This is a genomic window from Roseinatronobacter alkalisoli (genome assembly GCF_028745735.1).
Classification (GTDB): domain Bacteria; phylum Pseudomonadota; class Alphaproteobacteria; order Rhodobacterales; family Rhodobacteraceae; genus Roseinatronobacter; species Roseinatronobacter alkalisoli.
The window spans coordinates 1-25,367 of sequence record NZ_JAQZSM010000027.1 but is presented as its reverse complement, the minus strand read 5'-3'; the positions used below and the strand labels follow the sequence as shown (position 1 = coordinate 25,367).

The following is a 25,367-nucleotide window of genomic DNA, read 5'->3' as shown; positions in this document are numbered from 1 at the left end:
GTGTGAACCTGCAAGGTCGATCCGTGACTGTCAGGTCTTTGACGGCGGCAACACGTCTTGCCATTCCGGACGGCGACCGATCATCGCCTTCGCGAACGGGCAGAGCGGGATGATGACCACGTTGTCCCGTCGCGCGTCCTCGATCGCCTGTCGCACCAGCCTTTCTCCGACCTTGCGGCCACGCAAGACATCGGGAACATCGGTGTGGTCGATGATGATCTGGCTTTCGCCGACGCGGCTATAGGTCATCTCGGCCTCGACACCATCGACAACAAGGCGGTAACGCCCCTTCGATGGGCCATCTTCCCGCTCGACCGTGCCGTCCGTCGTCGAGGTCGCAGTCGTCGGTGCAGCAGTCGGCGCGCGCACCTCGCGCGGGCGCCCATGGGCGCATTCCAGCAGATCGCGGTCCCATCCGCCAAGGTCGGCCGCCGCCTCGTAGGTTGAGATAAGGAACGCCATCAAGGCTTCGTCGGGATCTGGCGCGGTCTGCACCGCGTCGTAGGGCAGCATGAATTCCGACAGGCCATCATGCCAGAAGGCCGCATCGGGCCGCACCGGCGCGTTCCGGTAACCGGCGGGGGAAGGATAGGCGTAGGCATAGAAGGCGGGGTAATCGATGCCATTGCCGCCCGGCCAGAAACCGGCAGAGGAAACTTCACGGTCATAGGCTTCCTGCGCCACGTTGTCGGGCAAGGACGGAATCCCCGCGGGATGCAGTGGGGCGCGGCGCCCTGAAAAGCGGGTCACAGCAAGGTCCAGCGCCCCCCAGAACAGGTGAACAGGGCTGGATTTACCGAGGAAGGAGGTTCGGAAGCGATAGAACACCCTGTCGATCGCCACCAAGGCCTGGTGGTAGCGCTGCACCGCGTCCCGGTCATAGGGCCTGTCGCGATGATCCTCGCTGAACGGGATGGGATTGGGTACCTCGTTCGGGATGTTGCTGAAGGTTGGCGTACCGCCGAGAGCGGTGAGCAGCTTCACAAATTCCGCACGAAACGCCGCGACCGTGGTCGGCCCGAGATCAAACGATGCCCGGTGGCCGTTGCCGCAGGTACCGATGACCTTGTGCTCTCGAAAGTCGAACAGGATCTCGATGCCCGGACCGTCCGGTATCGGCGAGGATGCCAGCCCCGTCGGCGTGACATAGAATGTCGCGTTCCAGGAATGGTTGAGCCACGGCGTGTGCGCGAGCCGGTATTTTCCGACAATCTGCAGATAGAGGTGCAGCGCGGAACAGGTCTCGCGCCATCCAAGATAATCGAGGGCGGGCCATTTGTTGGTCATTGCGTGTCTTCTCCATTCAGCATCTATCGCTTGCGGGTGTCGGTCATCTGGTCGTGGGTCGCCCGCGTCGTGTCCCGGCGATCATGTCATCAGCACCTGTCAATCCGGCAAGGGTATATGCTCGGCCCGGTCATCGACCGGAAGATCGAAGCGCCCGTTGCCCCAGTTTGCGGCGCGCCATTCGGCCTTGGCCGCTTCGATGCGTTCTTTTGATGAGGCGACGAAGTTCCACCAGATGTAACGGGGGCCGGGAAAGGTCGCGCCGCCAAGGATCATGAGCCGCGCGCCCCGGTCCCCGGCGGCGACCGTGATCTTGTCACCGGGGCGGAACACCATCATCCGACCCGCGTCGAAATCCTGCCCCGCAACCGAGATGGAGCCATCGACGATATAGATGCCCCGGTCCTCGTGATCATCCGGCATCGGCAACCGGCTTCCCGGGCCGAGGGTCACATCGGCGTAGAAGGTTTCCGAGAGCATCTTCGCAGGCGCAACCTCGCCATAGGCGTTCCCAAGGATAAGCCGCACGGAGACCCCGTGATCCTCGATCATCGGCAACGCCGCCTTGCCGTGATGTTCGAAACTGGGCGCCATGTCTTCATGGCTGTCGGGCAGAGCCAGCCAGGTCTGTATCCCGAACAGGCTGTTCGGACCGGTGCGAGCGGCTGCCGAAGTGCGTTCGGAATGCGAAACACCGCGCCCGGCGACCATCCAGTTCAGTGCGCCGGGCCTTATGATCTGATCGGCACCGGTACTGTCACGGTGATGGAAGTCGCCGCGATAAAGATAGGTCACGGTGCCAAGGCCGATATGCGGATGCGGCCGGACATCGATGCCCTGACCAGTCAACAGCTCAGCCGGCCCGGCCTGATCGAAGAAGATGAACGGGCCGACCATTTGCCGCTTTGGGGCGGGCAATGCGCGCCGGACCTCAAAACCGCCAATATCCCTGGCCCGCGGAATGATGAGCGTCTCAATCGCGTCGACGCCCACGTCATCGGGGCAGCCGGGGTCGAGTGCTGGGTTCCAACTCATGAGTGTCTTCCTCTCTTTGGCTCGCGGTCGGCGTCGGATTTGCCGATGCGAGTGCCTGATCTCGATACATCCATACTGCCCGAGCGGTTGGGCGATGCCCGTGCGATCGAGGTGTAGATTGGCGCCTCAGCCACCCGGCGGCTAGTCTTGGCACGCATCAAACTGTGTCGCGGATAGCGGAACGCGTGCGCCGCCTCGAAGGTCGGCCATGAGCTTGCGCCGAACATTATCCGCCGGTCGGGACACATTGATCACGGCCCAGAATGTCCGGATTTTGTGCGAAATAGTCGATCAGGGTTTCAGTGAGGACGCGGATTTTCCGTGCGGGATGCAGGCCCGGCGGTCTGACGACGAAGGCCCCTGCCGGTGGCGGGGGATAGCGCGTCATGATCGGGACGAGGGCGCCTGACCCGACATAGTCATGGGTAATGCAATCAGGAAGCCAGGCGATGCCAAGCCCCCCTGCCGAGGCAGCAGCAAGCGCCACAGCGTTGTCGGCCTTGAACCTGCCCTGCGGCTGAACCGTCACAATCTTGTCCCCATCCTGGAATTGCCAGGCTTCGGTTCCCTGCATGAGCGCCTCATGGGCGACAATCTCGTCTGGCGTCTGAGGCGAACCGTGCGTCTTGATATAGTCTGGGCTTGCGACAAGCGTTCCATGGATCGTGGCGATGCGCTTCGCGATCAGGTTGGAATCCGGAAGATATCCGACCCGAAGCGCGCAGTCGAAACCCTCTGCGATGAGATCGACGAAGCGATCACTGTAGGAGCTCTGGATGTGAAGGTTCGGGTGGCGATGCGCCATTTCTGCAAGTGCGGGGGCGAAGTGGGTCGGGCCGATGGAAAGCGGCATGGCGACCCTCAGGCGGCCACGCAGATCGCCGGTCGGGAGGATCGTTTCCCTCGCCATGTCGATCTCGGCGCTGGCCCGCGCCGCATGGTCTCTGAAGGTTGAGCCCGCCTCTGTAAGCGCGGCGCCGGGGTTGTCCGTGCGAGGAGCTGGGTGCCGAGTTCCGCTTCGATCCGGACGAGTCGCCGACTGACGATCGACTTGGAGACACCGAGCCGACGCGCGGCGGCCGAAACCCCCCCGGCATCGGCCACGGCGACGAATGTCTGCAGATCCTCGATATCCATTCCGGCGTTCCTCGTTTCGCGACGCAGTTTGCCCGAGTATGGCACTACCGTATTGCCGAAGGGAACGGCAAACTGCATGCAGTCAAAAATGTATCCGGCGCATGCCTCGCGGCGCCGCTGCCGCACCGACGGGCAAGAAAAGGAGCGCTCAATGATCCTTCGCAACGGCTTTGCTTCGCTTATTTCTCCTGAAGATTCGGTCCCCGTACTCAGGAGATCACGCAGCAAAGCGGACGGGTTGCTTCAGTCCTGTCCATATCCTCCATGTCAGCGTCACCGAAGGATGCGAGAATGGAACTCCCAGTCTATCTGACCTTTCTCTTCGTCAGTGCGGCCCAAGCTGCAACGCCGGGTCCGTCCACGGTATTCATTGTGAACAACGCCATTGCCTACGGGTGGCGCCGCGCGCTGGCCGCCCTGAGCGGAGATCTGGTCGCTATCGCGTTGTTGGCCACGTTTTCCATCATCGGGCTGGGCGCTCTGCTTGTGGCCTATCCGGTTGCGTTCCTCGCCCTGCGCCTTGCGGGCGCGTCTTATATTATCTGGCTCGGATGGAACTTTCTGCGCCCTGCCGCGCCGCAAGCGGACCCTTCGGGCACGGAGGCAGCTCATGGGGAAAGCAGCTTGGGGCTTTGGCTTCACTCCTTTGGTGTCGGGATCAGCAATCCGAAGGCGATTCTGTTTTTCGCCGCACTGTTCCCCCAGTTCCTCCCTGTAGGAAGCGGGCCATCCGTCCTCGCCCTTCTGGTTGCAACCTTCGTCATCGTGAAGCTCCTTGTTCTCGGTGGCTATGCCTTCGGAGCCCGCCACTTCGTCCGACTGCTCAGCAACCCGGAGCATGCAAGACGCGGACGAATGCTGACCGGCATCATCTTCGTGGCCTTCGGAGCCCTGATGATCTGGTCCGCCCTGACGGCCCCACAGGACGCAGCGATGTAACGAACATCCACCCACGGACTTCCAGAAGGAGAACCCACCATGGGCTTTGTCACAACCGACGACGATATACAGATTTTCTACAAGGACTGGGGTCCGCAAGACGCCCAGCCCATCGTCTTCCACCACGGCTGGCCGCTCAGCTCGGACGACTGGGATGCGCAGATGCTGTTCTTCCTGTCCAAGGGCTACCGCGTCGTCGCGCATGACCGGCGTGGCCATGGACGGTCGAGCCAAGTCGCGGAGGGTCACGACATCGACCACTACGCGGCCGATGCCTTCGCCGTGGCCAGGGCGCTGGACTGTTAATTGCCACTGAGATTTGACCCGGCATTGTCACCGAGAACTGACCCACCCAGTTGTTATGTTCTGCGCGTCATGATGGCGTCAATGCTGCTGTTTCCTTCCGTTTCTTTTTCGCGGTTTCGGAGCTGGCCTTGAAGCGATAGCTGTCGTTTCCGGTCTCCAGGATGTGGCAGCGGTGGGTGAGGCGATCGAGCAGCGCGGTGGTCATCTTGGCGTCGCCAAAGACGCTCGCCCATTCGCTGAAGCTCAGGTTGGTGGTGATGATGACGCTGGTGCGTTCGTAGAGCTTGCTCAGGAGGTGGAACAGCAATGCGCCACCTGAAGCACTGAACGGCAGGTATCCCAGCTCATCGAGGATCACGAGATCGGTTTTCACCAGCGCATCGGCGATCTTGCCAGCCTTGCCCTGGGCCTTTTCCTGTTCCAGGGCGTTGACCAGTTCGACTGTTGAGAAGAAACGCACGCGCTTACGGTGATGCTCGATAGCCTGGATGCCGAGGGCCGTCGCAACATGCGATTTCCCTGTGCCAGGCCCCCCGATCAGCACCACATTCTCTGCGCCATCCAGAAATTCGCAGCGATGGAGCTGGCGAACCAGAGCTTCACGCATTTCACTGGCCGCGAAGTCGAAGGCGGATAAGTCCTTGTATGCTGGGAAGCGGGCTGCCTTCATGTGATACGCGATCGAGCGCACCTCTCGCTCGGCCATTTCAGCCTTGAGCAACTGCGACAGGATCGGCATGGCGGATTCGAAGGCGGGTGAACCTTGCTCATGCAAGTCCTGCACGGCCTGCGCCATGCCTGGCATCTTCAGGCTGCGCAACATGATGATGAGAGCTGCACCGGCGGGGTCATGACGCATGACGGGTTCCTTTCTGGGTGCGCAGCCCATCATAGCGCGCGACATTGGCCTCAGGCTCTTTGCTCAGCGACAGTGCCGCTGGAGGGTTCACATCCGGCTGGTCGGTCGGTTTGCCATCCAGCAGCCTGTGGAGCAGGTTCAGAACATGGGTCTTGGTCGGCACGCCCGCCTCCAGAGCCAATTCCACGGCGCACAGCACGGCCTGTTCGTCAAGGTGCAGCACCAAGGACAGGATATCGACCATTTCGCGGTCCCCGCCAGGCTGGCGCAGTATCTTCGCCTGTAACATGCGGAAGGGTTCAGGCATTTCCACGAAGGGGGCACCGTTGCGCAGCGCTCCGGGCTTGCGCTGAACTACCGCAAGATAATGGCGCCAGTCATAGATGACGCGCCCCGGCTGGCGGTGCGACCGGTCGATGATGCGCTCATGCGTGCAAATCACGTGGCCCTCGGCCACAACCACCAGCCGCTCAGGGTAAATGCGCAGGCTCACTGGCCGGTTCGCAAAGCTGGCGGGCACAGAATAACGGGTGCGATCAAAGTTGATCAGACAGGTCGGTGAGACGCGCTTTCTTTCCTCGACAAAGCCATCGAACATTGTGGGGAGCGCCATCAGCGCTGGCTTCTCTGCTTCCCAAACATCGGCGATGGTTCCAGGCAACCTGCCATGGGCTGTCTCTGCCCACAGCTGTTTGCAGCGCTCTTCCAACCAATCATTCAGCGCATCCAGATCCGGAAAGGCCGGCATCAGCTGCCACATGCGATGGCGCGCGTCGCGGACATTCTTCTCGACCTGTCCCTTCTCCCATCCCGCCGCCGGGTTACAGAACTCGGGATCGAAGACATAATGGCTGGTCATCGCGGTGAACCGCGCATTCACATCGCGCTTCTTGCCAAGTCCGACCTTGTCGACGGCCGTCTTCATGTTGTCGTAGATCCCGCGGCCCGGGACGCCTTCGAAGGCACGGAACGCATGCCAATGGGCATCGAACAGCATCTCATGCGTTTGCAGCAAATAGGCCCGAACCAGAAAGGCGCGACTATGCGACAGCTTGATATGCGCGACCTGCAGCTTGATCCGCTCTCCGCCAACATAGGCCCAGTCCTCGCTCCAGTCGAACTGGAACGCCTCGCCTGGTGCGAACACCAGCGGCACGAAAGTTCCCCGATCCGTCGTATGATACGCGCGCTGGCGTTCGCCTTTCCATTCCCGAACGAAGGCCGCAACCCGTTCATAGGAGCCTTCATATCCAAGCTTCACCAGATCCGCATGTATCAGCTTCGCCGTTCGGCGATCCTTGCGTGATTTGCGCTGATCCGAAACAAGCCATGCTGTCAGCTGTTTGGCATAGGGATCCAACTTGCTCGGACGATCCGGCGTCTGAAACGCAGGCTCAACAATCCCCTCCCGAAGATACTTCTTGATTGTGTTGCGCGCGATGCCCGTGCGCCGCGCAATCTCGCGAATGGGCATCTTGTCTCGCAGCGCCCATGTCCTGATAACCTTCAAAAATCCCATGTCGATCACTCCATTTGCCCCCAGCTGGTTCAAGCCGGGGAAAGGTTGCACATGGGTCAATTCTCAGTGACAATTTCTGCTGTTGCCGGGTCAAATCTCAGTGGCAATTAACAAACCAACAGGCCACCGGTCATCACCGCCGATCTGCCCGATGTCGACGTTCTGATCGGAACTGAAGTCTCGTTCGATTTGTCCAGCGCCTTTTCCGACCCCGATGGCGACCCGCTGACATTCAGGTTTGACGGCCTGCCCGAAGGCGTGATGGCCAATGGCGGCCAACTGACCGGCACCATCACCGCCGAACCGGGCGAATACACCGTCACCGTCACCGCCGATGATGGCCGCGGCGGCGTGACCAGCGCGAGTTTCGTGTGGGCCATCGCCGAAAGCGGATTGGATTACTACTTCTATCCAACCGATCTCGAACTCGAATACTTGGCGCGGGCACTCTCATACGGTCGTTTCGATTTGGACGCTGCCCCAGATTTCCGAATGTTGCAAGCAGCCGCTTCCGGTCGCTGGGAGCAATACGAGGCGCTCGCCCCAATATTCAATATTCCTGAGGGCTATGTCGTCGACCGTGTTTTCACTGAGCCGGGGCGCACTGTCGCCCAAGACGGGTTTTTGGGTATCGGGCTGGTGTCGGACAATGGCGATCCGATGCTTGTCATGCGCGGCACGACCGGGACGCTGGACTGGGTCGACAATCTCAATTCCGCCGGTGTCGGATACCGGCAGGTTGATGTCGTCTGGGACGATCTGCTCGCTTGGATGAACGATCTTTCAGCGGCTGGTGGCACACCATTGCCTTTGCATATAACAGGGCACAGCCAAGCCGGAGCGCAGGCGCAAGTCATCGCGGCACGCGCGGCGGCAAACGGAATTTACGTGGATCAGGTCGTCACATTTAATGCTCCGGCTTTGCCGACAGCAGCGCTGGCTTACGATGTAGGTTCGAATATTGGCCGGGTAAGCCACTACGTCTCGGTTGGCGATATCGTGTCTCTTGTGGGATCAGGATATCTGCAGGGCGGGGTTACGCTCTATCGGATAGAAACTGACGACATACAAGAAGTGAGCCTCAGAAACGTATCGCAATTGAGATCGGCGCTAACTGGGCTTGCAGCCTATGTAGAAGATGTTCACACAGGCCACTGGACCACATCAGTCCTCGGTCCGACGACGGCTATTCAGTTTCCAGGTATGCCTTCCGATGATGCTTCGAGACCTAGCTTTACTTATTTTGATCCTCAATTCCGATCATTTGTTGAACAGGTTGATTATATCTTCGATGTTGCACCGATTCTTATCGCGACATATTTCGACCTTAGGGCGTGGAACAAAACGTCCAACTTCATGAAGCGGCGCGCTCTTCACCGCGAAGGATATACCGATGAAGAGATAGATGAGATGGCCAACCAGCTTTTGCAATACAGCGAGGACGCCCGCGCACTCCGTCTTCGCGCAGCCGAGCTTGATTTCCAGACACGCGCAGGTTGGGACGAAGGCGCGCGATTTCTAGGCGAATTGGCGTCGTTCCAGCTGTTTGCCGACTCTATCCTGCCGAACGATGGCGATCCGCTCGCCAACCTGACGGGAACAGAGGTAATCGTCGCCAGATCTGGAGAGGAGCTTGTCAATGAGACAGGTCATAGCGTCATCATGATCGCTGCCGAGACGGGCAGTACATTGTCATCAATGGTAGGCGAGAGTGCATTCTTGTTAGGTCCAAGCCCTGATCACATCGTCATGGGCGGTGGAGGTAACACAGTTTTGGGCGGTGCCCAAGATCTTGACGGCGACATAATCACAGGTTTCGGCACGACAGACTTGATCATTGCCCAAGGGGCTGCTTTTGACGCTGGCGCGATGGGGATCGTAGCAGGATCGGCAATCCTATCTGTAGATTTGCCTGCCGAAGAACCGCAGTCCTTCGTGATCCGTTTGGAAGGTGACTATTCGCTTGATGCTTTCGGCGTTTTGCCTGCACCCGGTGGAACAGCAATTTTCTATGAGGCTCCGCCGCCAGAAATGTTATTTCAAGTTGAGGCCAAGGTAGCAGCTGCTTCAGGTAATGCTCTGGACGGGGTTTCCATAAACCTTGAGCGAAGCTTCGGTAATTTTTCAGTTGCGCAGAGTAATGAAGATGGCGAATTCAGCTTCGATATGCTCATCGGTACCGGCGGGCGACTAACTGCCACTCGTGAATATGACCCCGTCAATGAAGGCAACGTGACAGCCCTTGACGCTCTAAACGTGTTGCGTCTGGCCGTCGGGCTCTCTCCCAGTTGGGGCACAGCCTCGCCGATGGACTTCATTGCGGCTGACATCAACCAGGATGGGCAGGTGACGGCATTGGACGCACTAGAGGTGCTGCGCGCTGCTGTGGGGCTGCAAAGCGCAAATCAGCCCAGATGGTTCTTCATGGATAGCGACGCCGATCTCAGTCATATCGATCGCAACGATACGCGGGTCGAAGAAGGTATCCGCTTTGATCCAGCAGTGACGGACACGTCGAACCTGAGCATGACGGGGGTGTTGTTGGGGAACATGCAGGAGTATGCGCAATGAGGGAGTAGCTTCGTGCGCATTCGCACCTTCGCCGGACGGTTTTCAGGCCGGGGTGTAGAGCATGCAAAACGGATGACTGCTTTTACAGTTTTCTGCGACTGCAATGCCGCAGCGTCACAGGCGGCTGTCCGCCCGTTGCGTCGTCTTTTGGGCAAAAACGTTTAAAGCCAGCCTGATGTCAAAGTCACGCGAACGCACTGCTGCTGCACTTTATTCACTCTCCATCACCCGCGTTTATCGAGAGGTTTGAGCGCTTCACGAACCTCGCCTGCATAGGATCATATACAAAATTGGCAATCGTACCGTCCTTGATCTTCTCTACCGCATCATTAATCGCGAACAGCGGCACAAGAAACCACTCTCTGGGCGTGACCGGACGCCCGAAGCGATCCATAATCTCAATCTCAAGCCGCGCGGGGTCGAAAATTCGGTGGATCAGGTTCTCAAGCTTGGTGCGGTTAATGTTGTATAGCTCATAGGTGGCCGCAACCTCTACATTCGCCATTAAAAATGTCGGTTGTCAGAGCTTTATCGACGCAAGGTCGAACAGCTGGCAGAAAGCCTGCGCGATCCGGCCATCAGGCCAGCGGCGCTGGAGACGATCAGAGGACTGATCGAAGCAGTGACGGTAAATATTGATGATGCGGGAGAGGTAACGCTTCCATTTGCGGACATGGTGCGGACACGAACTCAACACAGCAAAAAGCCCCGCGTGTTGCGGGGCGCAGGGTGTTGATATATATAGGTATTTTGGTTGCGGGGACAGGATTTGAACCTGTGACCTTCAGGTTATGAGATATATGAGCGGTCGTTTCCGGTGTTTCCGAACCTTTCCAGAACATAGCATATGTAATTGATATCCAGTTTGTTTTTGTATAGCTTCGCCCCAAGTTATGCCACGTTATGCCGGTCACGGTGGCGCACAGGTGGCGCACGGTGGCGCACAAAGGCCCCTCAAGGGGCTGCGGATCGAGGGGAACAGGATGCCGATTGCGAAGCTCACCCGGCGGGGAATGACCGCCATCAAGCCCGCCGACAAGCGTGTCGTCTATTACGACAGCGCCCTGACCGGCTTCGCCCTACGGGTCGAGCCGACGGGGCGGATGACCTATTTCATCGAATACCGGCCCGGCGCTGGCGGGCGCAGTGTCGCGAAGAAGCGCCTCAACCTCGGGACGACTGAGGAATTCAACCCGGAGAAGGCCCGCGAGCGCGCCAAGGAACTGCTCGCCCGCGTCCGGCTTGGCGCTGATCCTGCCGCCGACCGGCGGGCAGATCGGGAAATGCCGCTATTCCGCGACTTCGCATCCCGCTACCTTGAGGAGGAGGCCGAGACGAAGCTGAAACCGGCGTCCGTCAGGAACTATCGCAGCTATATCAAGAAACACATCCTCCCGGCGCTTGGCACGGCGAAGCTCGACGCCATCGGGGCCTCCGAGGTCGCGCGTGTCCACCGGAAGGTCGGGAAGACCAGCCCTGTCACGGCGAACAGGCTGATCGAATGCATCGGGTCGATTTTCAGATACGCCGCGACATGCGGTCTGGTCGAGAAGGGCCACAATCCGGCGGCGGGCATCACGGCATTCAAGGAACATGCCCGCGAGAGGTTTCTCTCTGCGGCGGAACTGGCCCGGCTTGGGGAAACCCTCGCGCTGGCCGAGACCGAGGGCCTGCCGTGGCGCGTGAGCGACAACAAGCACACGCCGAAAGAGAACCAGCGCACGATCATCGACCGCCATGCCGTCGCCGCGATCCGCCTTCTGATCTTGACCGGGCTGCGCCTGCGCGAGGTGCTGCACCTGCGCTGGTCAGAGATCGACTTCGAGCGCGGGGTCGCACTGCTGGCCGACACGAAGACCGGTCGCAGGTATGCAGTCTTGAACGCCCCTGCCCTTGCCCTCCTAGAGGATCTGGAACGGCTTTCAGATTGGGTCATCCCCGGCGGCGACCGGGACCGCCCCCGGAGCGATCTGAAACGCCCGTGGGACGCCGTCCGCGCCCATGCGGGGCTTGACGATGTCCGCCTGCACGATCTGCGCCATACGAACGCCAGCGTCGCGGCTGGCGGCGGCGTCCCGCTCGCCGTCATCGGCAAGCTCCTCGGCCATAGTCAGCCTTCCACGACGCAACGCTATGCACACCTCGCGGATGATCCCGTCCGCGCGGCGGCGGATACCGTCGGGAACCGGATCGACGCCGCGCTCAGGGGCAGGAGCGCCGAGATCAAGCCGATGCGCAGGGGTGCAGGAAATGCTTAGGCCATGGAAGCAGCCCCATTTCAGGCACCGGGAAGGGGGCGTGACGAGGATTAAGCCGCTTTCCGACGATGACGCGGCGAAGCTCCTTGAACCGCTCGGCCTGATGGTGAATGCCGCGCGGGCAAAAGCCCTCAGCGACGCCATCACAAATGCAGTCTGCGAGCTAGAGACTGCTCTTCTCAAAGACCCGGGCATAATGGATGAGCGCCGCGCGGAGTTAGAGTGCATTGCTACCGATCCGGCGGGAACACTTGAAGATGAACCTATGAGCCGCGCGGGTAGCCTTGTGCGGTCCGGTCTGGTGTATCTTGGTGTGTTCAAAGGCATTGACGCCGAAACGCGGAAAGGGGCGGTGCAAATACGCGATCTTGCACGAGCGCGTTTGGCCCGAAATCTGCCCGGCAAGAAGCCGCAACGCATCAAGAATGCCGAGGTTCAGATGCTCACCGGCGTTTGGCACTTTCTCACACAAATAGCTCCGGACGCGCCACCTCTGCCCGGAAAAGCCGACTGTGACGAGGATCACCCGGTGCTGAATTTCGCCGAGGACTTCATTTTTGATGTCGTTTCCCGCGCCCGTCTAATGGTCCCGCCGGAGGACACGGCGACGCATGGAGAGCTGGATAAAATTCAGGGACGGAAACGTCGCACCATCCGCGATCATCTCGTAGGAATAAAATCGGCGACCAGCCCGCAGAAAAAGAGGCGCCGGATCAGCAACAAAACTTAGTCAAGGCGGCGGTTTTCGCGCGATTTTGACGAAAACCGCCGCCTAGATAAACGGGGCATAGCTTGGCAAGTCTTTCCATGTCGAACAACAATCGCATGGAGAGAAAAGATGAAACCCCGCAATCTCGACCCCGATTATGTCAAGAATCTGGAAATTCTCGACAGTTCTGAGGCCGCCGCCTACCTGCGCACATCCACCAGCACACTGGCAAAACTGCGCTGCTACTCGGACGATGGCCCGCGCTTCATCAGGCAGTCTGCCCGAAAGGTTTTGTATCGTCGCGCCGACCTCGATGCTTGGCTGAACCGCAAGCTCGCCCGCACGGGTGCGCATGGGGAGGCAGTAGCATGAACGTCGTTACACCCCTGATTTCAATTGGCTCCGCATCGGCAGAAGAGATCGCCGAGAATCTGCGCGCACAGGTCGGCGAAGACATCGGCAGGAAGTTTCTTCGCCTGAGGGTTGACGTGCCCCGCGAAGCACACGCGGTACGAAACGCGATTGCTGAGACTCGCGCCGAAGAAAAGCAAAAGCAAAATACCGACAAACGCGAGATTGCGCGTTTGAGCACGGGAACATCAGAACGCCTGCTCAAGAAACATTTCGAGGAGGAAATATCGCGGCGGCAGGGCAATATTGTCCGTATCGAAGCGCGTGTGAAAGACCTTGACGAGGAGTTTCGCACGGCGTCGGAAAGTGCCAACGATGCAAGTGCTCTTGGGGCGGCGATCCGCGAGGGCGTGGCGGGTCTGCGGAAAATCAAACGCGCGAAGCCGCTTCCGATTCCTTCGGGCTGGAACCTAGACACGGCACGGGCGGAAAGAATCGACCGCCTTGGCCAGATTGCCGAGGCTGAGGCGGCCCCCAATCATCCGGACGCGATCAAGCGGGACATCATCGCCGCGCTAGATCGACGTGCTGAACGGGCCAATGTTCAGATCAATTTGCGCAATCGAAGCGGTGATCCGGCAAACCTCGCATCTCACTTTATGCTGGGCGTCCACGGCAGCAGCCTGATCGGAGATGGCGGGACGAACTTCCTCATCTGGACGCTGCGCGACCTCATCGAGGAGCGCTTGCTAGAACTCGTGCCGGACACGATCCCCGGCGCATTGACCGCCTCACAGCGCGAGAAGCGGCTTACCGCCCTCCGGGCCGACCTCTTGCGGATCGAACGGATCGAAGAGCAGCTCATCATGCAGGCCGAGGCGCGAGGCCAGAAAGTGCAGCGCAGACCGGATGCCGATTTCAGAGCGGTTCTGGGAATCGAGATTGTCGAGGCCCGCTGATGGATGCGGCCTCATCATTTCGCTGGCTGGACCAGATCGCGGACGACCGCGATCTGCCTCCGGTCGCCGTGCGGGTCGCAATCGTGCTGCGTCGCTACTTCAACAGTCGGAGCGGCGTAGCATGGCCGTCGCAGGCCCGGCTTGTCGATGTGACGGGTCTGTCGCGGTCGGGATTGCAGAATGCCCTACGCGCCCTCGTATCGCATGGTCACCTATTGGTCGAGGTACAGAAGGGCCGAGGGTCAACGAACCAATACCGTCCAGCTTTCTTCGCAATAAAGGCCCACGAGGGTGAGCATTATTCGCCAGAAAATGCCCACGAGCGTGAGCCTTTTAGTCCTAAAAAGGCCCACGAGGGTGAGCATTATGCGGAGGAAAAGGCCCACGAGGGTGGGCAGAGGGTGCCCACGAGGGTGAGCAGGGGTGCCCACCAGCGTGGGCAGGGGGTGCCCACCAGTGTGGGCACAGAACTCTTAGAGAGAACCCTTAGAGAGAACCCTCGTAATGAACTCAATACTGCCCGCCTTCCGGCGGACAGTAAAAGGAGATCATCCAGCAAGTCGATTTCGTCTGATGAAGTCGAGGACGCGTTCGACAGGTTCTGGCAAAACTATCCGCGTCGGGTCTCCAAGGGCGCGGCTCGCAGCGCCTTTGCGGCGGCACTGAAAAAGACCGACGCCGAGAACCTGATCGACGGGGCGCGGCGGTATGCGAGCGCCACGCTCGACACCGAGCCCCGCTTCATCAAGCACGCCGCATCATGGCTGCGCGCCGAGGCTTGGCTCGATGAACCGGATGCTGCACCGGCGCAGGCCACTACGCTCGACGCGGAGGGGAACGTAATCCAGACCACGCCCGCAGGCGGCGGCGCTGGCCGACGCCGGACCGACGCAGAGATCGTGAATAGCTGGTCAGTCGAGGATCTTCTTCCGGGAGGTAAATATTCATGCCCTTTTTGAACACAGAGATTGCGATCTTCGAGCCAGACAGATTCGCCCAAAAAATTCTCACTATGCCAGATCAGGCACTTATCGACATGGTCGCCGGAAAAGAACCGACTGCGCCACTCACCCAACTTGTGGATATCACGAAGCATGCGCGTTCGACTTCGTCGGAGACATTGCGACGGAATGAGGCGTTGCAGCTTCACCTAGCCAATAACCATCGTCTCCGCCGGTCAGTTTTCGACGGATCACGCGAGTGGGCGATGGCAGTTTGCGAGGCGCTGCCAGCGTTGGAAGACCTGCAAGCGCAGAACAGGTTTGCGCTCGCTGCGGCACAGACCGAGGCGAGGCGGGACGTCCTCGCGGCGATTGTGGTGGGTTTGGCCAAGGTCTTGCAATCATCCGGCGGCGGCCCCGCGCCGGAGCGCGTGAGCGCCGTTGTCGAAACACTGGCCGACTTCGAGGACACCGAGAGCATCTACGGCTCGGTGTTTCGAGGGTTCAGTATCCCCACCGCGCAAGTTGCGGCCCGGAGAATAAAAGAAACCTCCGTATTCATGCCCACGCCTGCGGAAATGCTCCGCGCATGCATCGACGCCCGGCGCTTCTGGCGCGATGTCGAATTCGCCTCACGGCGGCACATCGCGCTTCTGGTCGAGGCCCGCGATGAGCTTTTCGCCAATCCGCCCACACCCACCCCCGAACCGTCCGATCCCGATTGGTTCTGATGATCTGAGGAGATTGAAATGTTGAAATCACCCGAAGCCGCCCGTGCCGCCGCACGTATCGCAGCCGAAAACCGTTTCGGCCCTGATGCAAATCTGGCTGACCCCGCCGTCGCGGCATGGGCCGAGAATTACGCCGCCAACTGGACCGAAGGCGTCCGACGCTCCCGCGAAGGCTTGACTGAAATCATGCAAGAAGAAAACGCATGGTCCTGCCGTGAATTCGTGTACGCGAGCTATCTCGACGCGCGCCTCGATGCCGCCTCGGTGATCCGCGTACTTCGCGCGATGCGGGGCGCATCGTTGGAGGAGGATGACCATGCAGCGTGACCAGCATCGCGCGGCGATCCTGCCGCTCGCCCCGTCACCCCGGTCCCCGTTTGTCATCGAGACCGCGCGCGCCATTCTCCACGCAACCGACGAGGTTTGCATGCAGGCCGCATGGCGCGCAGCGGCTCATGCGCTTGTCGATCCTTTGATCGCGGCGGGGGTGCCTGACGCGGCAGTCAAGGAACACATCAGCGCATTCCGCGCCGCCCTCAAAATCGCACTTCGCCGGATGAGCGGCGGCGACGGCGGCCCCCCCGGCACCCGGCAGCCGTCGCCACCGCATCGAAACGTTGAGGCGGCATGACGCGCGCCCCGGCACAAATCACACCAACCCGAAAGGAAACGACATGATGAAGGAAGAACTGGAACGCTATCACAATGACGGCGCGTGGCGTGCAGCCTATGAAGCTGCACTCGCAGAGGCCGATCAAGCGGGCAGCGGCGAACCAATGAAGGCAATTCAATTCGCCTTTGCGACCGCGAATGCGTTCACAGATGGGCGGCAAGATGCAGCAGCGCAGCGCGAGCGCAGTCTTGAAGCAACCCGACAGCGCATCGCCGCCCACGAGGCCAAGGAGGCAGCGAGGGCCGAGGCAGAGAAGCCCAATCTTGCACAAGCGGCGCTTTCCGCCGCCGTCGGGCGCATAAACGCCAGCCGGGGGGTGACCAACCAAGAAGCCGGGGATGCCGCTCCTGCGCAAGATGAGCGCGCCGGAGCGCACACCGAGGCCAAGGACAACGACGGGCAGGTATCTACAACGGATGCACAGGCCGCTCTCAGGCGCGCAGCCGAGCGGATCAACGCAACACGCTGACGAGTGAGGGGCGGGGCAACACCCCCCGCCCCCCCCTATTTAGGTACCTTTCTGGGGGCCGGATTTACGCGGCGCAGCCTTGCCCCGGAATTTTCGCGTTTTTTAGGCCCGAAAAAATGCGTTTTGTTTTGGAAGTGATCCCCTGATCTGACAATCGAAAGGACAGAAAATGCCGGAAGATGCCGGAACGAGAACCACAACAGAGATACAAACCAGCGCCGCTGCGCGTTTGCTGATGATCAGCGCCGAAAGGGTGCGCCAATTGATAAAGGACGGTTACATCCCGCGAGGAAGCCAGCGCGGCCACGTCCACCTTGTCGGCGCGGTGCAGGGCTATCTCAAGTTTCGCGACGATGCAGACCGGCGAGCGAACAAGTCCGCCGCCGACAGCCGCGTCCGTGACGCCCGGGCAAAAGAAATCGAATTGCGTAATTCGGTCAGGCTGCGGGAACTGATCCCGGTCGATGAGGCTACCGAGATTATCGATGAGTATTTTGCTGCGGTTGTTTCGGAATTGGACGGCATGGCCGCGCGGATTACGAGGGACATGCCAATGCGCCGGAAGATCGAGGCCGAAATCAGGGCCGCGCGTTCTAGGATGGGCGACAGAATGATGGAGGCCGCGAAGACAGTTGCAAGCGGTCGAATGGACGAGAATAATCAGAGCGGCCATTAAAAACGGAAGGGGAATTAAATGGCACGGCCAGCACTTGTTGACTTATTGCACTATGCGGCAGAGGCACTGACCCCGCCGCCTGAAATTGATGAAGATGCGCTCATGCGCGCCCTCGCGGCAGACCCGCGCACGAACCCGGCATTGATGAAGTCGGAGGCCAACAGCGATGCCTGATCTCGTGATCAAGACGCGTGAGGCGCGGGCCGCAAAAACCGCGTTGGTCGGGGCCAATCAGGCCCTGTCGGGGTCGCGGATCAATCCGTTGGCATGGCTGGCTATCGCGCATCGGGCCTTTCACCATTAGAGCGCAGAAGAGCGGATCGCGGCCCTTCTGGCCGCGCTCATCCCGCATTACAGCGCGGTTCACTTGAAGATGTTGGCAGCGCCATTGATCTTGTCAGGGACAGATAGCTGCGAATGCAAAAGATGTCATCTGTAGCAACCGAAACTGGAATTCAAAAAATAGTTTGCTGCTGGGCGACGAAAAGTGTTTGAAGTCTTGTGCTTGATGCGAGATGCTAAGTTATATTCAGGAGAAATGGTTTTTCATGTCCTACAGGTCTAAAACGCTTTCGCTTCAAAGAGCTTATTTTAACGAGGGATTTAACAGCACGCTGGAAACAGTTCTACGAAATGCGTTCAGTAGCCTTCCAAGCGCCAAAGACCGAATTGTTGAGATCGATTTGTTTGCAAGCCAGCTCTTTGCGAGCTTTGAGGGCGCCAGAGGTGGCGAGGGGATCTTTGTCAGGGTGCTTGAGTTTGAGCGGGGCGCGATAGGAGTAATCAATCTCGACACAACAGACAACAGCGCTGCAGTTGAGGAATTTTTTCATCCAAGAAAGCAGGATTTCCTCAAGGACGAGATCGTTTTTTACGTGGTGCGCAACCACATAGTAGCCTGCAATGTCAAGAACAAACATGGAACCTTTGCATCGAATATGCTACAGCTTGCGCAGCGTGCGGATGTTTTGGGGAACGAGGTAAAGATGAAGATAGCCGACGTGCCAGACCAAACAACACTTGCACGCATCGAAGAGGTAGGGGTGAAGGAGGTTGATTTTTCGATCACTTCCTTTATGGAAAATTTAAACATATCGACTCGGCAGCAGGCCGGTTCTCGTATCATGCAAATGATTTTTGGAATGCCCGCTGATGATGCGGGGTTGCGTAAGCGTGCCAATGCGATGGGCCGCCTAGTATTAAAGCGCGGGCGCTTCACAAAAGATGAAATTCAGAAAGACCAATGGCTTACAAACATTGGCAAGGAGCTGATGATAGCGGGGTCGTCCGATAACTTCACCATTATTCTCGAAGACAAAACCAAAGTCTCAAATTCGATGTTGAAGAAGACCAAGACTGTAAACTTGCGTCGGCACGCGAACAGTTTTTCATTCGATCATGCTAAAATGGAGCTGGAAGCGTACTATCGAGAGCTGACCGCAGATTCGTCGTTAGGTACCTGACATGGTAAGGCTTGGTTCCATAGCATGGCTGTTTGTAAGCCTGATCGCTGCCGGTCTGGCAGGCTATGTAGCCTATGGTGATGCCGAGAAATTTGCCGTCATCGTGGATTTACTAGCAACGATCATTTCAATCCTTATTGGTGTGTCACTAGCGGTGATCGCAGTACTTACCTCGCCGTTTTCTGTTTCGGAGAATGCAGTGGGTGATAAAGACGAGGCCGCGCGTATGACAAAACTGGTTAAGAACGATGATGAAACGCTTGCCAGCGGGCAGCTAATGTTTTTTTGGATATATTTTTGTGCGCTTGCCTTGGCGCTCTTGTTCAATTGGACAACAGCAGGTGACACGACAGATTACAGCAAGTGGTATTTGAAGATATTGGCGTGCGTGACGGCCTCAGTCGGCGTCTTTGCGTTCATGTGGTCTGCCCGCTTACCATTGATGCTGCAAAGAATTTCAAGACAGAGGCGGACTCTTGGCTAATGTCAGTTTCCATTGCTCTATACGAAGGCATTTCAACGCTCGCTTGAGGTCCGCAATGGTTCGAGTATGATGCTACACCTACGAAATGGCTGGCCATGCTGCGGTGTGCATGAATGTGTCTTGTGGGCTCATTGTGTCATTCTTGCTCCTTCTCTCCCCTTTTTTCCTATCTAGTAGTGCCTAGGGCTCAAAGCTCTCCTGCGCAGGGTCGCTAACACAACAAAATGGGACGTCCATTCTCGTCATGCTACGGCATGCTCGCTGTCGCTGGCCGAATCGTCGTGGCGCAGCCAAGGGTGTTACTCGGCGCAAGATGGTCGACGCGGTCAGGTCATATGCTACCACTTCCGCCCGTGCCGCGCGCCCACCGAAAAACCATAGCATTGAACTCGCCACCCATGCTCCGCAAAGCATTAAAAACACCCCCCCCCCTTCATTGTGAAAACATGACGGAGTATTTTCTAATTCAGTAGCTTAAAAAACTGGAAAGATTTGAATTGGCGTTGGAAACAAATCAACGCTTTACTCCTATTGTATTTTAACGCCGCCCGGCGCATTATTCGGACATCGCTTCGTCCTTCTGCGATTGCGCCGATTGTCTATAGGGGCGGCCTGTCAGGGCCGCCCTTTTCTGTCGACTGCTTCCGAAGAAAATAACGCAAGCAGAATAGAAGTCGGCCTACATCTGGGAAGATGACCAACCACAAGCAACTTGATCCAAGAACATACAAGTGTTTGCTATCAAACAGTCGTCATTGCTTGCGCCGCGCGGTCGGATGCTGTCTGATGCCACGAGTGATTGATTGCTTGAGGCTGCCATGAAATTTGATGACCTGATATCTTTCGCCGATCAGTTGAAAGCCAAGTTCCAGTTGCCGGGGCAGGCATCGCCCGAGGATCAGCTCAAGCCGCTCGTGGCCGATCTGATCAAGCTCGCCGGGGCGGGTTATGGCGTCGTCATCGAGACGCGGACCGAAACACATCTTGCGGAACACAAGGTGCGCCCTGACATTGCCATCTACGCGGATGGGCTGATCTGCGGTTACATCGAACTCAAGGCTCCCGGATTAGGCGCAGATGCGCCGCGACTGACCGGCAAGCACAACAGGGCTCAGTGGGAAAAACTCAAGGGGTTGCCCAATCTGATCTATACAGATGGCCGAGAGTGGGCGCTCTACCGCTCCGGGACGCGGCCAGAGGGACAGCCGGTTATTCGCCTGCACGACGATCCTAGCGCAATGGGCAAGGCTGCAGTCGCCAAGGGCAATGAGGAAGCCGTGGAGCGCTTGCTGCGCGACTTCCTCGGATGGAAACCCCTCGTCCCACACACACCCACTGGACTAGCAAGTTACCTCGCGCCGCTCAGCCGGTTTCTACGATCAGAAGTTGAGAGCGCACTAACGGTGGAAGACTCCGCCGTTAAACTCCTTGCAAACGAATGGCGGCAGTTCTTCTTTCCCGACTCTGATGATGCTAAATTCGCGGATGCCTACGCACAGACCGTGACCTATGCGATGCTGCTTGCTCGTCTGTCCGGTGCCGCAAAGCTCGATCCGGCAGAGGCTGCCAAGACGCTTGACACAAATAATGGCCTGCTTGCCAGAACTTTGGAGCTTCTCGGCCATACAGATGCCCGCAAGCAACTGGCGGTCGGTTTCGAGATGCTGCAACGCTCGCTCGAGGCACTTGATCCGCACGACTTCATGAAATCGAAGCCTGACCTTTGGCTGTATTTCTATGAAGATTTCCTTGCCGCCTATGATCCCAAGCTGCGAAAGGATTACGGAGTGTATTACACCCCGCGCGAGGTTGTCGAGTTACAGGTTCGCCTTGCCTCAGAACTTCTGGACAACCGGTTCGGCAAAAAGCTGGGCTTTGCCGATGATGGGGTGGTGTTCCTCGATCCCGCCGTAGGCACCGGCACCTATCCCGTTGCGGCTGTAAAGCACGGGCTGGAGAAGGTGCGCGCACGATCCGGGCCCGGCGCAGTGCCCGCCCGCGCGCGCCAGATGGCCGAGAACCTGCACGGATTCGAAGTGCTGGTTGGCCCCTATGCCGTTGCGCATCTGCGGCTGACACAGGCGCTCGAAGGTGCAATGAATGACGCTAAGGCAGCGGCTGGTGAGCAGGAAGAAAAACTTGCAAAGCGGCTCAACATCTATCTAGCAGATACACTATCCAGCCCGAACAAAGCCCCGCCGGGTGGACTGGACCTCACACATAAAGCCTTGACTCAGGAGCACGAGGCCGCCCGCAAGGTCAAGCAGGGCGAAGATATTCTCGTTTGTCTAGGCAATCCCCCCTATGACCGGCAGACCATCGAAGAAGGCGACCAGACAACACAACGCAAAGGTGGCTGGGTTCGATTTGGTGACCAGATTGAGGGCGGCGCGAAGCAGGAAAAGCAAGGCGAACGCGCCATACTCAAAGACTTTACCGAACCCGCATCGAAGGTAGGTGCAGGCGGCCACCTCAAGAACCTCTATAACGACTATGTCTATTTCTGGCGTTGGGCGCTATGGCGTCTGTTCGAACAGCAGGCCTGCGGCGGGATCGTCACCTTCATTACCGCGTCCAGCTATCTGGCCGGACCGGGATTTGTTGGTGTGCGCGAGGTGATGCGGCGCACCTTCGATGAAATCTGGATCATTGACCTCGGCGGCGACAACCTCGGGACACGCAAGACACCAAATGTGTTCAATATCCAGACGCCGGTTGCCATCGCCATCGGTGTTCGCGGGACCAAGCCGACGCCCGACCAGCCCGCCAAGGTCCGGTATGCGAAGATTGAAGGGGCGACCCGGGAAGACAAGCTGACGCAACTGGACGGTATCGGGGCCTTTGCGGGCATCCGGTGGCGCGACTGCCCGGATGACTGGCACAAACCCTTCCTTCCGGTTGGGAAGGGGGACTTCTTCCAGTGGCCGATGCTGATTGATCTGTTCCCCTATCAGAGGAGCGGATCAAAGTTCGGCAGGCCTTGGCCTATTGCCGAGACAAGGGAATTGATTGATCGGCGCTGGGCGAAGCTCCTAGGCGAGCCATGTGAATCGCGCGCCAAGCATTTCAAGAGCAACAAATACAGAAAGATAGAACGCGAGTATCGAGACCACGAAACAGGACTGGCTTTGCCGTCGATTGCGAGTTTGAAGCCGGGCGCGGCAACGCCAAAAGTTTCGCCATATGCGTTCCGATCCTTTGACCGGCACTTTGCCATTGAAGACATTCGGTTCAACGACCGGATGGGCGAAGTGTTATGGCGCATACAGTCTGACTGTCAGCTATATCTGACCACAATGACCACGGAGGTTTTCGGTTTCGGGCAAGCAGTTATGGCTTCAACCGCTGTTCCCGACATTCACCACCTTTGTGGTCGAGGCGGGAAGGACGTGATCCCCCTATACCACGATACAGCCGGGGCCGATCCGAACGTGACGACCGGTTTGCTTGCGAAGTTGGACGATACCTTCGACACCGCGCCCTCGGTGGAGGATCTAGCGGCCTATGTCTATGCCGTCCTTGCGGGGCAGTCCTATACTCGCCGGTTCTGGAACGAACTCGAAACCCCCGGCCCCCGCGTGCCTATCACCAAAGACGCCGCAATTTTTTACGAGGCGGTTGCTCTGGGCGGCAAGATGATCTGGTTACACACCTATTCCGAACGGTTCCGCAGCGCCGAACGGGGCGATGAAATTCCGCCCGGCACGGCAAAGATCATCAAGGGCGTGTCGGACGACCTAGAAAGATACCCCGAGGAATACGCATACGACCCTGCTACTCAGGAAATTACCGTCGGCGATGGCCGCTTCGGCCCTGTGGCACCGGAGATCTGGGCATTCGAGGTTTCAGGCCTGCATGTCGTGAGATCATGGCTTGGCTACCGGATGAAAAAGCGGGCGGGCAAGAAATCCTCTCCCTTGGATGAAATTCGACCCGAACGGTGGACTGCCCGCATGAGCGACGAACTGCTCGAGATGCTCTGGGTGTTGGAAGCGACGCTGGCTATGGAACCCGCTTTAGAGGCTATGCTCGACAAGGTGGTCGCAGGACCATGTTTCCTCGCAAGCGACCTACCCACCCCGAGCGATGTCGAAAGAAAAGCACGGGGCGGTGCAAAGCAGACAGCAGAAGGGCAGCTTGGTCTATTCGAGGACGATGAGGATGAAGAGGAATGATAATCCTAACATGAGGGCGCGGATCTTGCTGCTAGATTGGATTGAATATGAAGTTTTCAGAAATTTTTGGAATAGGGCTTGAGCAGCCCCAACTCGACTTCGTTGACATTACTCCGGACAGTGACATGCCGCTGTTCATCGACCCGTTTGCTATTTCGCTAAAAGGCGACGCATGGTCGGAACTGTGCCACCAGCACATCAACCATTTTTTCCAGACTGCGCTCGACCATATTCGAGCCGGGCGCGATGACAGCGCGCGGGCGATGCTGAATGGCTTGCGTGAGCCAAATGAAACCTGTCTTGGCCTTTCCCAAGGTGCCCCTGCGGGTCGAGGAGTTGGCGGACGGCAAGCGTTTGATCTGTATGAAAGCCTCGCGGCATCGCAGGCCGCTCAGAGCGGTCTTCTCGAGGAACTGGCTGAATGCGACTTGTTCGTTCCCGGCATCGGCAGCGACAAGATTTCGGATATCACAACGAACATCATTCGCCACCCGCTGATCAAATACACCCAAGAGCAATGCGCGCTGCACGACATCGATCTCCAAGGCGACTATCCTTCGGGCCGCTATTGGGATATCGACGCCGGAGCTTGGCGGCACGACTATGTCCGGCTCCCCGTTGTTGCGCAGAAGCGCCTGATCCTCGTGCCAAAATACACGGTCCGTAGGAAGATGGCACTGACCTCGCAGGAATTCTATTCACAGCATATACTGAACTTCATTCAAGAGGAAGAGATGCAGCGAGGATCGCCCCTCGTGCGCGTCCTTCGCGATGGCACCCGCCGCCCCCCGACCAAGAAGTCATTGAAAGAGCGCTTTCCCTTCTCGAAGGATTTTGTAGCGCGATTTTCTGAGGAACACCCGGAGGTGTTGAACCGATACAAGCGCCTATATGCGGAACTCGAAGGGGCACAGGGGACGCTTCGTCATGAGGACTTCGATGATGAGTTTGACGAGGTGCTGTTGGCTCAGGCGCTCGCTGAGACCCTCCTGTCGATACCGCCGGGCAATGCGAACGCCGACCGCTACCACAAGTTCATCATGGGGGCACTGGAATTCATTTTCTGGCCGAACCTGATCTGTCCAAAGAAAGAGCAGGAAATCCACGAGGGGCGGAAGCGAATAGACATAATATATACCAATGCGGCACAGAGTGGATTCTTCTGGCGGGCGCACACTGCGCACAACATCGCATCCCGAATGATCATGGTCGAGTGCAAGAACTACAGCAAAGACCTAGCCAATCCGGAACTCGACCAACTCTCGGGCCGCTTTGCCGTCAATCGTGGACAACTAGGTATGCTACTGTACCGCACAGTCGAGAACTATGGCCGTCTCTGCGCCCGTTGTCGCGACGCCGCGCAGGATGGCCGAGGCTTCATGCTCGCGCTGGGAGACGAACAGGTGACGGAGTTTCTCAATCTGATCGCTGACGGGCAAAGGGCTGCTATTGATGCGCGGTTACAGGCTATGTTCAACGAACTAATAGCTTGACCGGGAAGGTGCAAAGCGCGTGTGTTTTCCGTCACGGTGGCGCACGAGTGGCGCACGATGGCGGAACGCAAGAAATCCCGGCGAGGGCCGGGCGGTGTAAGTATCTGATTATGTGTGTATTTTTGGTTGCGGGGACAGGATTTGAACCTGTGACCTTCAGGTTATGAGCCTGACGAGCTACCTGGCTGCTCCACCCCGCGCTGGTTTTTTTGTATCGTTGAGAGAGAGTTGTGTTTCTTTTCAGGTTTGGCGGTGAGCTACTCTCCCACGTCTTGAGACGCAGTACCATTGCCGCGGCGGCACTTAACTTCCGAGATCGGGACGGGATCGGG

Annotated in this window: 27 protein-coding genes, 1 tRNA gene, 1 rRNA gene and 1 pseudogene; 21 read left to right on the top strand and 9 right to left on the bottom strand. The window is 58.4% G+C overall.

The features are described from left to right. Window positions 1-30: 30 nt before the first annotated feature. The 4 genes from PUT78_RS19175 to PUT78_RS23875 all read right to left on the bottom strand — a co-directional run bounded on the left by PUT78_RS19175 (window position 31) and on the right by PUT78_RS23875 (window position 3,459). On the bottom strand, window positions 31-1,287 hold the full coding sequence (locus PUT78_RS19175) for a DUF5996 family protein (protein WP_274353882.1): 1,257 nt from the start codon (window positions 1,285-1,287) through the stop codon (window positions 31-33). 99 nt (window positions 1,288-1,386) lie between these two features. Continuing rightward, entirely contained in the window at window positions 1,387-2,322 is a 936-nt protein-coding gene (locus PUT78_RS19170) for a pirin family protein (protein WP_274353881.1), read from the bottom strand. Window positions 2,323-2,548: 226 nt separating this feature from the next. After that, window positions 2,549-3,175, bottom strand: coding sequence for a substrate binding domain-containing protein (locus tag PUT78_RS19165; RefSeq protein WP_274353903.1), 627 nt, complete (start codon window positions 3,173-3,175; stop codon window positions 2,549-2,551). Window positions 3,176-3,183: 8 nt separating this feature from the next. Continuing rightward, entirely contained in the window at window positions 3,184-3,459 is a 276-nt protein-coding gene (locus PUT78_RS23875) for a LysR family transcriptional regulator (protein ID WP_420793526.1), read from the bottom strand. A gap of 291 nt (window positions 3,460-3,750) precedes the next feature. Here PUT78_RS23875 and PUT78_RS19160 point away from each other — a divergent pair, with 291 nt between their 5' ends. After that, window positions 3,751-4,398 (top strand): LysE family translocator, encoded by a 648-nt coding sequence (locus PUT78_RS19160; protein ID WP_274353880.1) that lies wholly within the window; start codon window positions 3,751-3,753, stop codon window positions 4,396-4,398. 39 nt (window positions 4,399-4,437) lie between these two features. Then, window positions 4,438-4,704 (top strand): alpha/beta fold hydrolase, encoded by a 267-nt coding sequence (locus PUT78_RS19155; protein ID WP_274353879.1) that lies wholly within the window; start codon window positions 4,438-4,440, stop codon window positions 4,702-4,704. A 67-nt stretch (window positions 4,705-4,771) separates the two neighbouring features. Here PUT78_RS19155 and istB read toward each other — a convergent pair whose 3' ends face one another. Further along, window positions 4,772-5,563, bottom strand: a complete 792-nt coding sequence (gene istB, locus PUT78_RS19150; protein ID WP_274353878.1) for an IS21-like element helper ATPase IstB — start codon at window positions 5,561-5,563, stop codon at window positions 4,772-4,774. Next, a complete protein-coding gene (istA, locus tag PUT78_RS19145; protein ID WP_274353902.1) occupies window positions 5,553-7,082 on the bottom strand; it encodes an IS21 family transposase in 1,530 nt (509 codons plus the stop codon). Before istA ends, istB begins: the two co-directional genes overlap by 11 nt. A gap of 129 nt (window positions 7,083-7,211) precedes the next feature. Here istA and PUT78_RS23870 point away from each other — a divergent pair. Next, a pseudogene (locus tag PUT78_RS23870) lies at window positions 7,212-7,451 on the top strand (putative Ig domain-containing protein); the annotation flags it as partial. A gap of 123 nt (window positions 7,452-7,574) precedes the next feature. Further along, window positions 7,575-9,653, top strand: a complete 2,079-nt coding sequence (locus PUT78_RS19140; protein WP_420793528.1) for a dockerin type I domain-containing protein — start codon at window positions 7,575-7,577, stop codon at window positions 9,651-9,653. A 214-nt stretch (window positions 9,654-9,867) separates the two neighbouring features. Here the strand turns inward: PUT78_RS19140 and PUT78_RS19135 are convergent, their stop codons facing one another. After that, window positions 9,868-10,158 carry a GIY-YIG nuclease family protein gene (locus PUT78_RS19135; protein WP_274353877.1) on the bottom strand — a complete coding sequence of 97 codons (291 nt, stop codon included), beginning with the start codon at window positions 10,156-10,158 and terminating at the stop codon, window positions 9,868-9,870. A 12-nt stretch (window positions 10,159-10,170) separates the two neighbouring features. Here PUT78_RS19135 and PUT78_RS19130 point away from each other — a divergent pair, with 12 nt between their 5' ends. From PUT78_RS19130 to PUT78_RS19050, 17 genes are all read left to right on the top strand, one after another. Then, the gene (locus tag PUT78_RS19130) at window positions 10,171-10,389 is read left to right on the top strand and encodes a hypothetical protein (protein ID WP_274353876.1); all 219 of its coding nucleotides are present in this window, start codon (window positions 10,171-10,173) and stop codon (window positions 10,387-10,389) included. Window positions 10,390-10,636: 247 nt separating this feature from the next. Beyond that, on the top strand, window positions 10,637-11,911 hold the full coding sequence (locus tag PUT78_RS19125; protein ID WP_274353875.1) for a tyrosine-type recombinase/integrase: 1,275 nt from the start codon (window positions 10,637-10,639) through the stop codon (window positions 11,909-11,911). Window positions 11,912-11,951: 40 nt separating this feature from the next. Beyond that, entirely contained in the window at window positions 11,952-12,641 is a 690-nt protein-coding gene (locus PUT78_RS19120) for a hypothetical protein (RefSeq protein ID WP_274353874.1), read from the top strand. Between the two features lie 108 nt (window positions 12,642-12,749). Continuing rightward, window positions 12,750-12,992: a helix-turn-helix domain-containing protein gene (locus PUT78_RS19115; protein WP_274353873.1), complete on the top strand. Its 243-nt coding sequence runs from the start codon at window positions 12,750-12,752 to the stop codon at window positions 12,990-12,992. Next, window positions 12,989-13,930: a hypothetical protein gene (locus PUT78_RS19110; RefSeq protein ID WP_274353872.1), complete on the top strand. Its 942-nt coding sequence runs from the start codon at window positions 12,989-12,991 to the stop codon at window positions 13,928-13,930. Before PUT78_RS19115 ends, PUT78_RS19110 begins: the two co-directional genes overlap by 4 nt. Further along, window positions 13,930-14,889: a helix-turn-helix domain-containing protein gene (locus PUT78_RS19105; RefSeq protein WP_274353871.1), complete on the top strand. Its 960-nt coding sequence runs from the start codon at window positions 13,930-13,932 to the stop codon at window positions 14,887-14,889. Before PUT78_RS19110 ends, PUT78_RS19105 begins: the two co-directional genes overlap by 1 nt. Further along, the gene (locus PUT78_RS19100; RefSeq protein ID WP_274353870.1) at window positions 14,877-15,602 is read left to right on the top strand and encodes a hypothetical protein; all 726 of its coding nucleotides are present in this window, start codon (window positions 14,877-14,879) and stop codon (window positions 15,600-15,602) included. Before PUT78_RS19105 ends, PUT78_RS19100 begins: the two co-directional genes overlap by 13 nt. Window positions 15,603-15,620: 18 nt before the next feature. After that, window positions 15,621-15,929, top strand: coding sequence for a hypothetical protein (locus tag PUT78_RS19095; RefSeq protein WP_274353869.1), 309 nt, complete (start codon window positions 15,621-15,623; stop codon window positions 15,927-15,929). Further along, window positions 15,919-16,233 carry a DUF6074 family protein gene (locus PUT78_RS19090; RefSeq protein WP_274353868.1) on the top strand — a complete coding sequence of 105 codons (315 nt, stop codon included), beginning with the start codon at window positions 15,919-15,921 and terminating at the stop codon, window positions 16,231-16,233. The genes PUT78_RS19095 and PUT78_RS19090 overlap by 11 nt, the downstream gene beginning before the upstream one ends. 43 nt (window positions 16,234-16,276) lie before the next feature. Continuing rightward, window positions 16,277-16,744, top strand: a complete 468-nt coding sequence (locus PUT78_RS19085; RefSeq protein WP_274353867.1) for a hypothetical protein — start codon at window positions 16,277-16,279, stop codon at window positions 16,742-16,744. Between the two features lie 169 nt (window positions 16,745-16,913). Continuing rightward, window positions 16,914-17,420 (top strand): hypothetical protein, encoded by a 507-nt coding sequence (locus tag PUT78_RS19080; RefSeq protein ID WP_274353866.1) that lies wholly within the window; start codon window positions 16,914-16,916, stop codon window positions 17,418-17,420. Between the two features lie 18 nt (window positions 17,421-17,438). Further along, on the top strand, window positions 17,439-17,594 hold the full coding sequence (locus PUT78_RS19075) for a hypothetical protein (protein ID WP_274353865.1): 156 nt from the start codon (window positions 17,439-17,441) through the stop codon (window positions 17,592-17,594). Next, on the top strand, window positions 17,587-17,724 hold the full coding sequence (locus PUT78_RS19070) for a hypothetical protein (RefSeq protein WP_274353864.1): 138 nt from the start codon (window positions 17,587-17,589) through the stop codon (window positions 17,722-17,724). Before PUT78_RS19075 ends, PUT78_RS19070 begins: the two co-directional genes overlap by 8 nt. 211 nt (window positions 17,725-17,935) lie before the next feature. Then, window positions 17,936-18,883, top strand: coding sequence for a hypothetical protein (locus PUT78_RS19065; protein ID WP_274353863.1), 948 nt, complete (start codon window positions 17,936-17,938; stop codon window positions 18,881-18,883). Window position 18,884: 1 nt separating this feature from the next. Further along, a complete protein-coding gene (locus PUT78_RS19060) occupies window positions 18,885-19,367 on the top strand; it encodes a hypothetical protein (protein ID WP_274353862.1) in 483 nt (160 codons plus the stop codon). Window positions 19,368-20,185: 818 nt separating this feature from the next. After that, on the top strand, window positions 20,186-23,542 hold the full coding sequence (locus tag PUT78_RS19055) for a type ISP restriction/modification enzyme (protein ID WP_274353861.1): 3,357 nt from the start codon (window positions 20,186-20,188) through the stop codon (window positions 23,540-23,542). A gap of 47 nt (window positions 23,543-23,589) precedes the next feature. Next, window positions 23,590-25,035 carry a hypothetical protein gene (locus tag PUT78_RS19050; RefSeq protein ID WP_274353860.1) on the top strand — a complete coding sequence of 482 codons (1,446 nt, stop codon included), beginning with the start codon at window positions 23,590-23,592 and terminating at the stop codon, window positions 25,033-25,035. 123 nt (window positions 25,036-25,158) lie between these two features. Here the strand turns inward: PUT78_RS19050 and PUT78_RS19045 are convergent. After that, window positions 25,159-25,235 (bottom strand) — tRNA-Met (locus PUT78_RS19045). 44 nt (window positions 25,236-25,279) lie between these two features. Then, window positions 25,280-25,367, bottom strand: a 5S ribosomal RNA gene (gene rrf / locus PUT78_RS19040); the annotation flags it as partial.

What these genes read in the sequence shown, in the direction of transcription:
- PUT78_RS19165 (WP_274353903.1), bottom strand. Translation starts at nt 3,175, where the DNA reads ATGCCGCTTTCCATCGGCCCGACCCACTTCGCCCCCGCACTTGCAGAA.
- PUT78_RS19095 (WP_274353869.1), top strand. Translation starts at nt 15,621, where the DNA reads ATGTTGAAATCACCCGAAGCCGCCCGTGCCGCCGCACGTATCGCAGCC.
- PUT78_RS19100 (WP_274353870.1), top strand. Translation starts at nt 14,877, where the DNA reads ATGCCCTTTTTGAACACAGAGATTGCGATCTTCGAGCCAGACAGATTC.
- PUT78_RS19135 (WP_274353877.1), bottom strand. Translation starts at nt 10,158, where the DNA reads ATGGCGAATGTAGAGGTTGCGGCCACCTATGAGCTATACAACATTAAC.
- PUT78_RS19140 (WP_420793528.1), top strand. Translation starts at nt 7,575, where the DNA reads ATGTTGCAAGCAGCCGCTTCCGGTCGCTGGGAGCAATACGAGGCGCTC.
- PUT78_RS19060 (WP_274353862.1), top strand. Translation starts at nt 18,885, where the DNA reads ATGGTAAGGCTTGGTTCCATAGCATGGCTGTTTGTAAGCCTGATCGCT.
- PUT78_RS19110 (WP_274353872.1), top strand. Translation starts at nt 12,989, where the DNA reads ATGAACGTCGTTACACCCCTGATTTCAATTGGCTCCGCATCGGCAGAA.
- PUT78_RS19085 (WP_274353867.1), top strand. Translation starts at nt 16,277, where the DNA reads ATGATGAAGGAAGAACTGGAACGCTATCACAATGACGGCGCGTGGCGT.
- PUT78_RS19075 (WP_274353865.1), top strand. Translation starts at nt 17,439, where the DNA reads ATGGCACGGCCAGCACTTGTTGACTTATTGCACTATGCGGCAGAGGCA.
- PUT78_RS19065 (WP_274353863.1), top strand. Translation starts at nt 17,936, where the DNA reads ATGCTAAGTTATATTCAGGAGAAATGGTTTTTCATGTCCTACAGGTCT.
- PUT78_RS19105 (WP_274353871.1), top strand. Translation starts at nt 13,930, where the DNA reads ATGGATGCGGCCTCATCATTTCGCTGGCTGGACCAGATCGCGGACGAC.
- PUT78_RS19125 (WP_274353875.1), top strand. Translation starts at nt 10,637, where the DNA reads ATGCCGATTGCGAAGCTCACCCGGCGGGGAATGACCGCCATCAAGCCC.
- PUT78_RS19160 (WP_274353880.1), top strand. Translation starts at nt 3,751, where the DNA reads ATGGAACTCCCAGTCTATCTGACCTTTCTCTTCGTCAGTGCGGCCCAA.
- PUT78_RS19070 (WP_274353864.1), top strand. Translation starts at nt 17,587, where the DNA reads ATGCCTGATCTCGTGATCAAGACGCGTGAGGCGCGGGCCGCAAAAACC.
- PUT78_RS19050 (WP_274353860.1), top strand. Translation starts at nt 23,590, where the DNA reads ATGAAGTTTTCAGAAATTTTTGGAATAGGGCTTGAGCAGCCCCAACTC.
- PUT78_RS19055 (WP_274353861.1), top strand. Translation starts at nt 20,186, where the DNA reads ATGAAATTTGATGACCTGATATCTTTCGCCGATCAGTTGAAAGCCAAG.
- PUT78_RS19170 (WP_274353881.1), bottom strand. Translation starts at nt 2,322, where the DNA reads ATGAGTTGGAACCCAGCACTCGACCCCGGCTGCCCCGATGACGTGGGC.
- PUT78_RS19090 (WP_274353868.1), top strand. Translation starts at nt 15,919, where the DNA reads ATGCAGCGTGACCAGCATCGCGCGGCGATCCTGCCGCTCGCCCCGTCA.
- PUT78_RS19155 (WP_274353879.1), top strand. Translation starts at nt 4,438, where the DNA reads ATGGGCTTTGTCACAACCGACGACGATATACAGATTTTCTACAAGGAC.
- PUT78_RS19080 (WP_274353866.1), top strand. Translation starts at nt 16,914, where the DNA reads ATGCCGGAAGATGCCGGAACGAGAACCACAACAGAGATACAAACCAGC.
- PUT78_RS19175 (WP_274353882.1), bottom strand. Translation starts at nt 1,287, where the DNA reads ATGACCAACAAATGGCCCGCCCTCGATTATCTTGGATGGCGCGAGACC.
- istB (WP_274353878.1), bottom strand. Translation starts at nt 5,563, where the DNA reads ATGCGTCATGACCCCGCCGGTGCAGCTCTCATCATCATGTTGCGCAGC.
- PUT78_RS19115 (WP_274353873.1), top strand. Translation starts at nt 12,750, where the DNA reads ATGAAACCCCGCAATCTCGACCCCGATTATGTCAAGAATCTGGAAATT.
- istA (WP_274353902.1), bottom strand. Translation starts at nt 7,082, where the DNA reads ATGGGATTTTTGAAGGTTATCAGGACATGGGCGCTGCGAGACAAGATG.
- PUT78_RS23875 (WP_420793526.1), bottom strand. Translation starts at nt 3,459, where the DNA reads ATGGATATCGAGGATCTGCAGACATTCGTCGCCGTGGCCGATGCCGGG.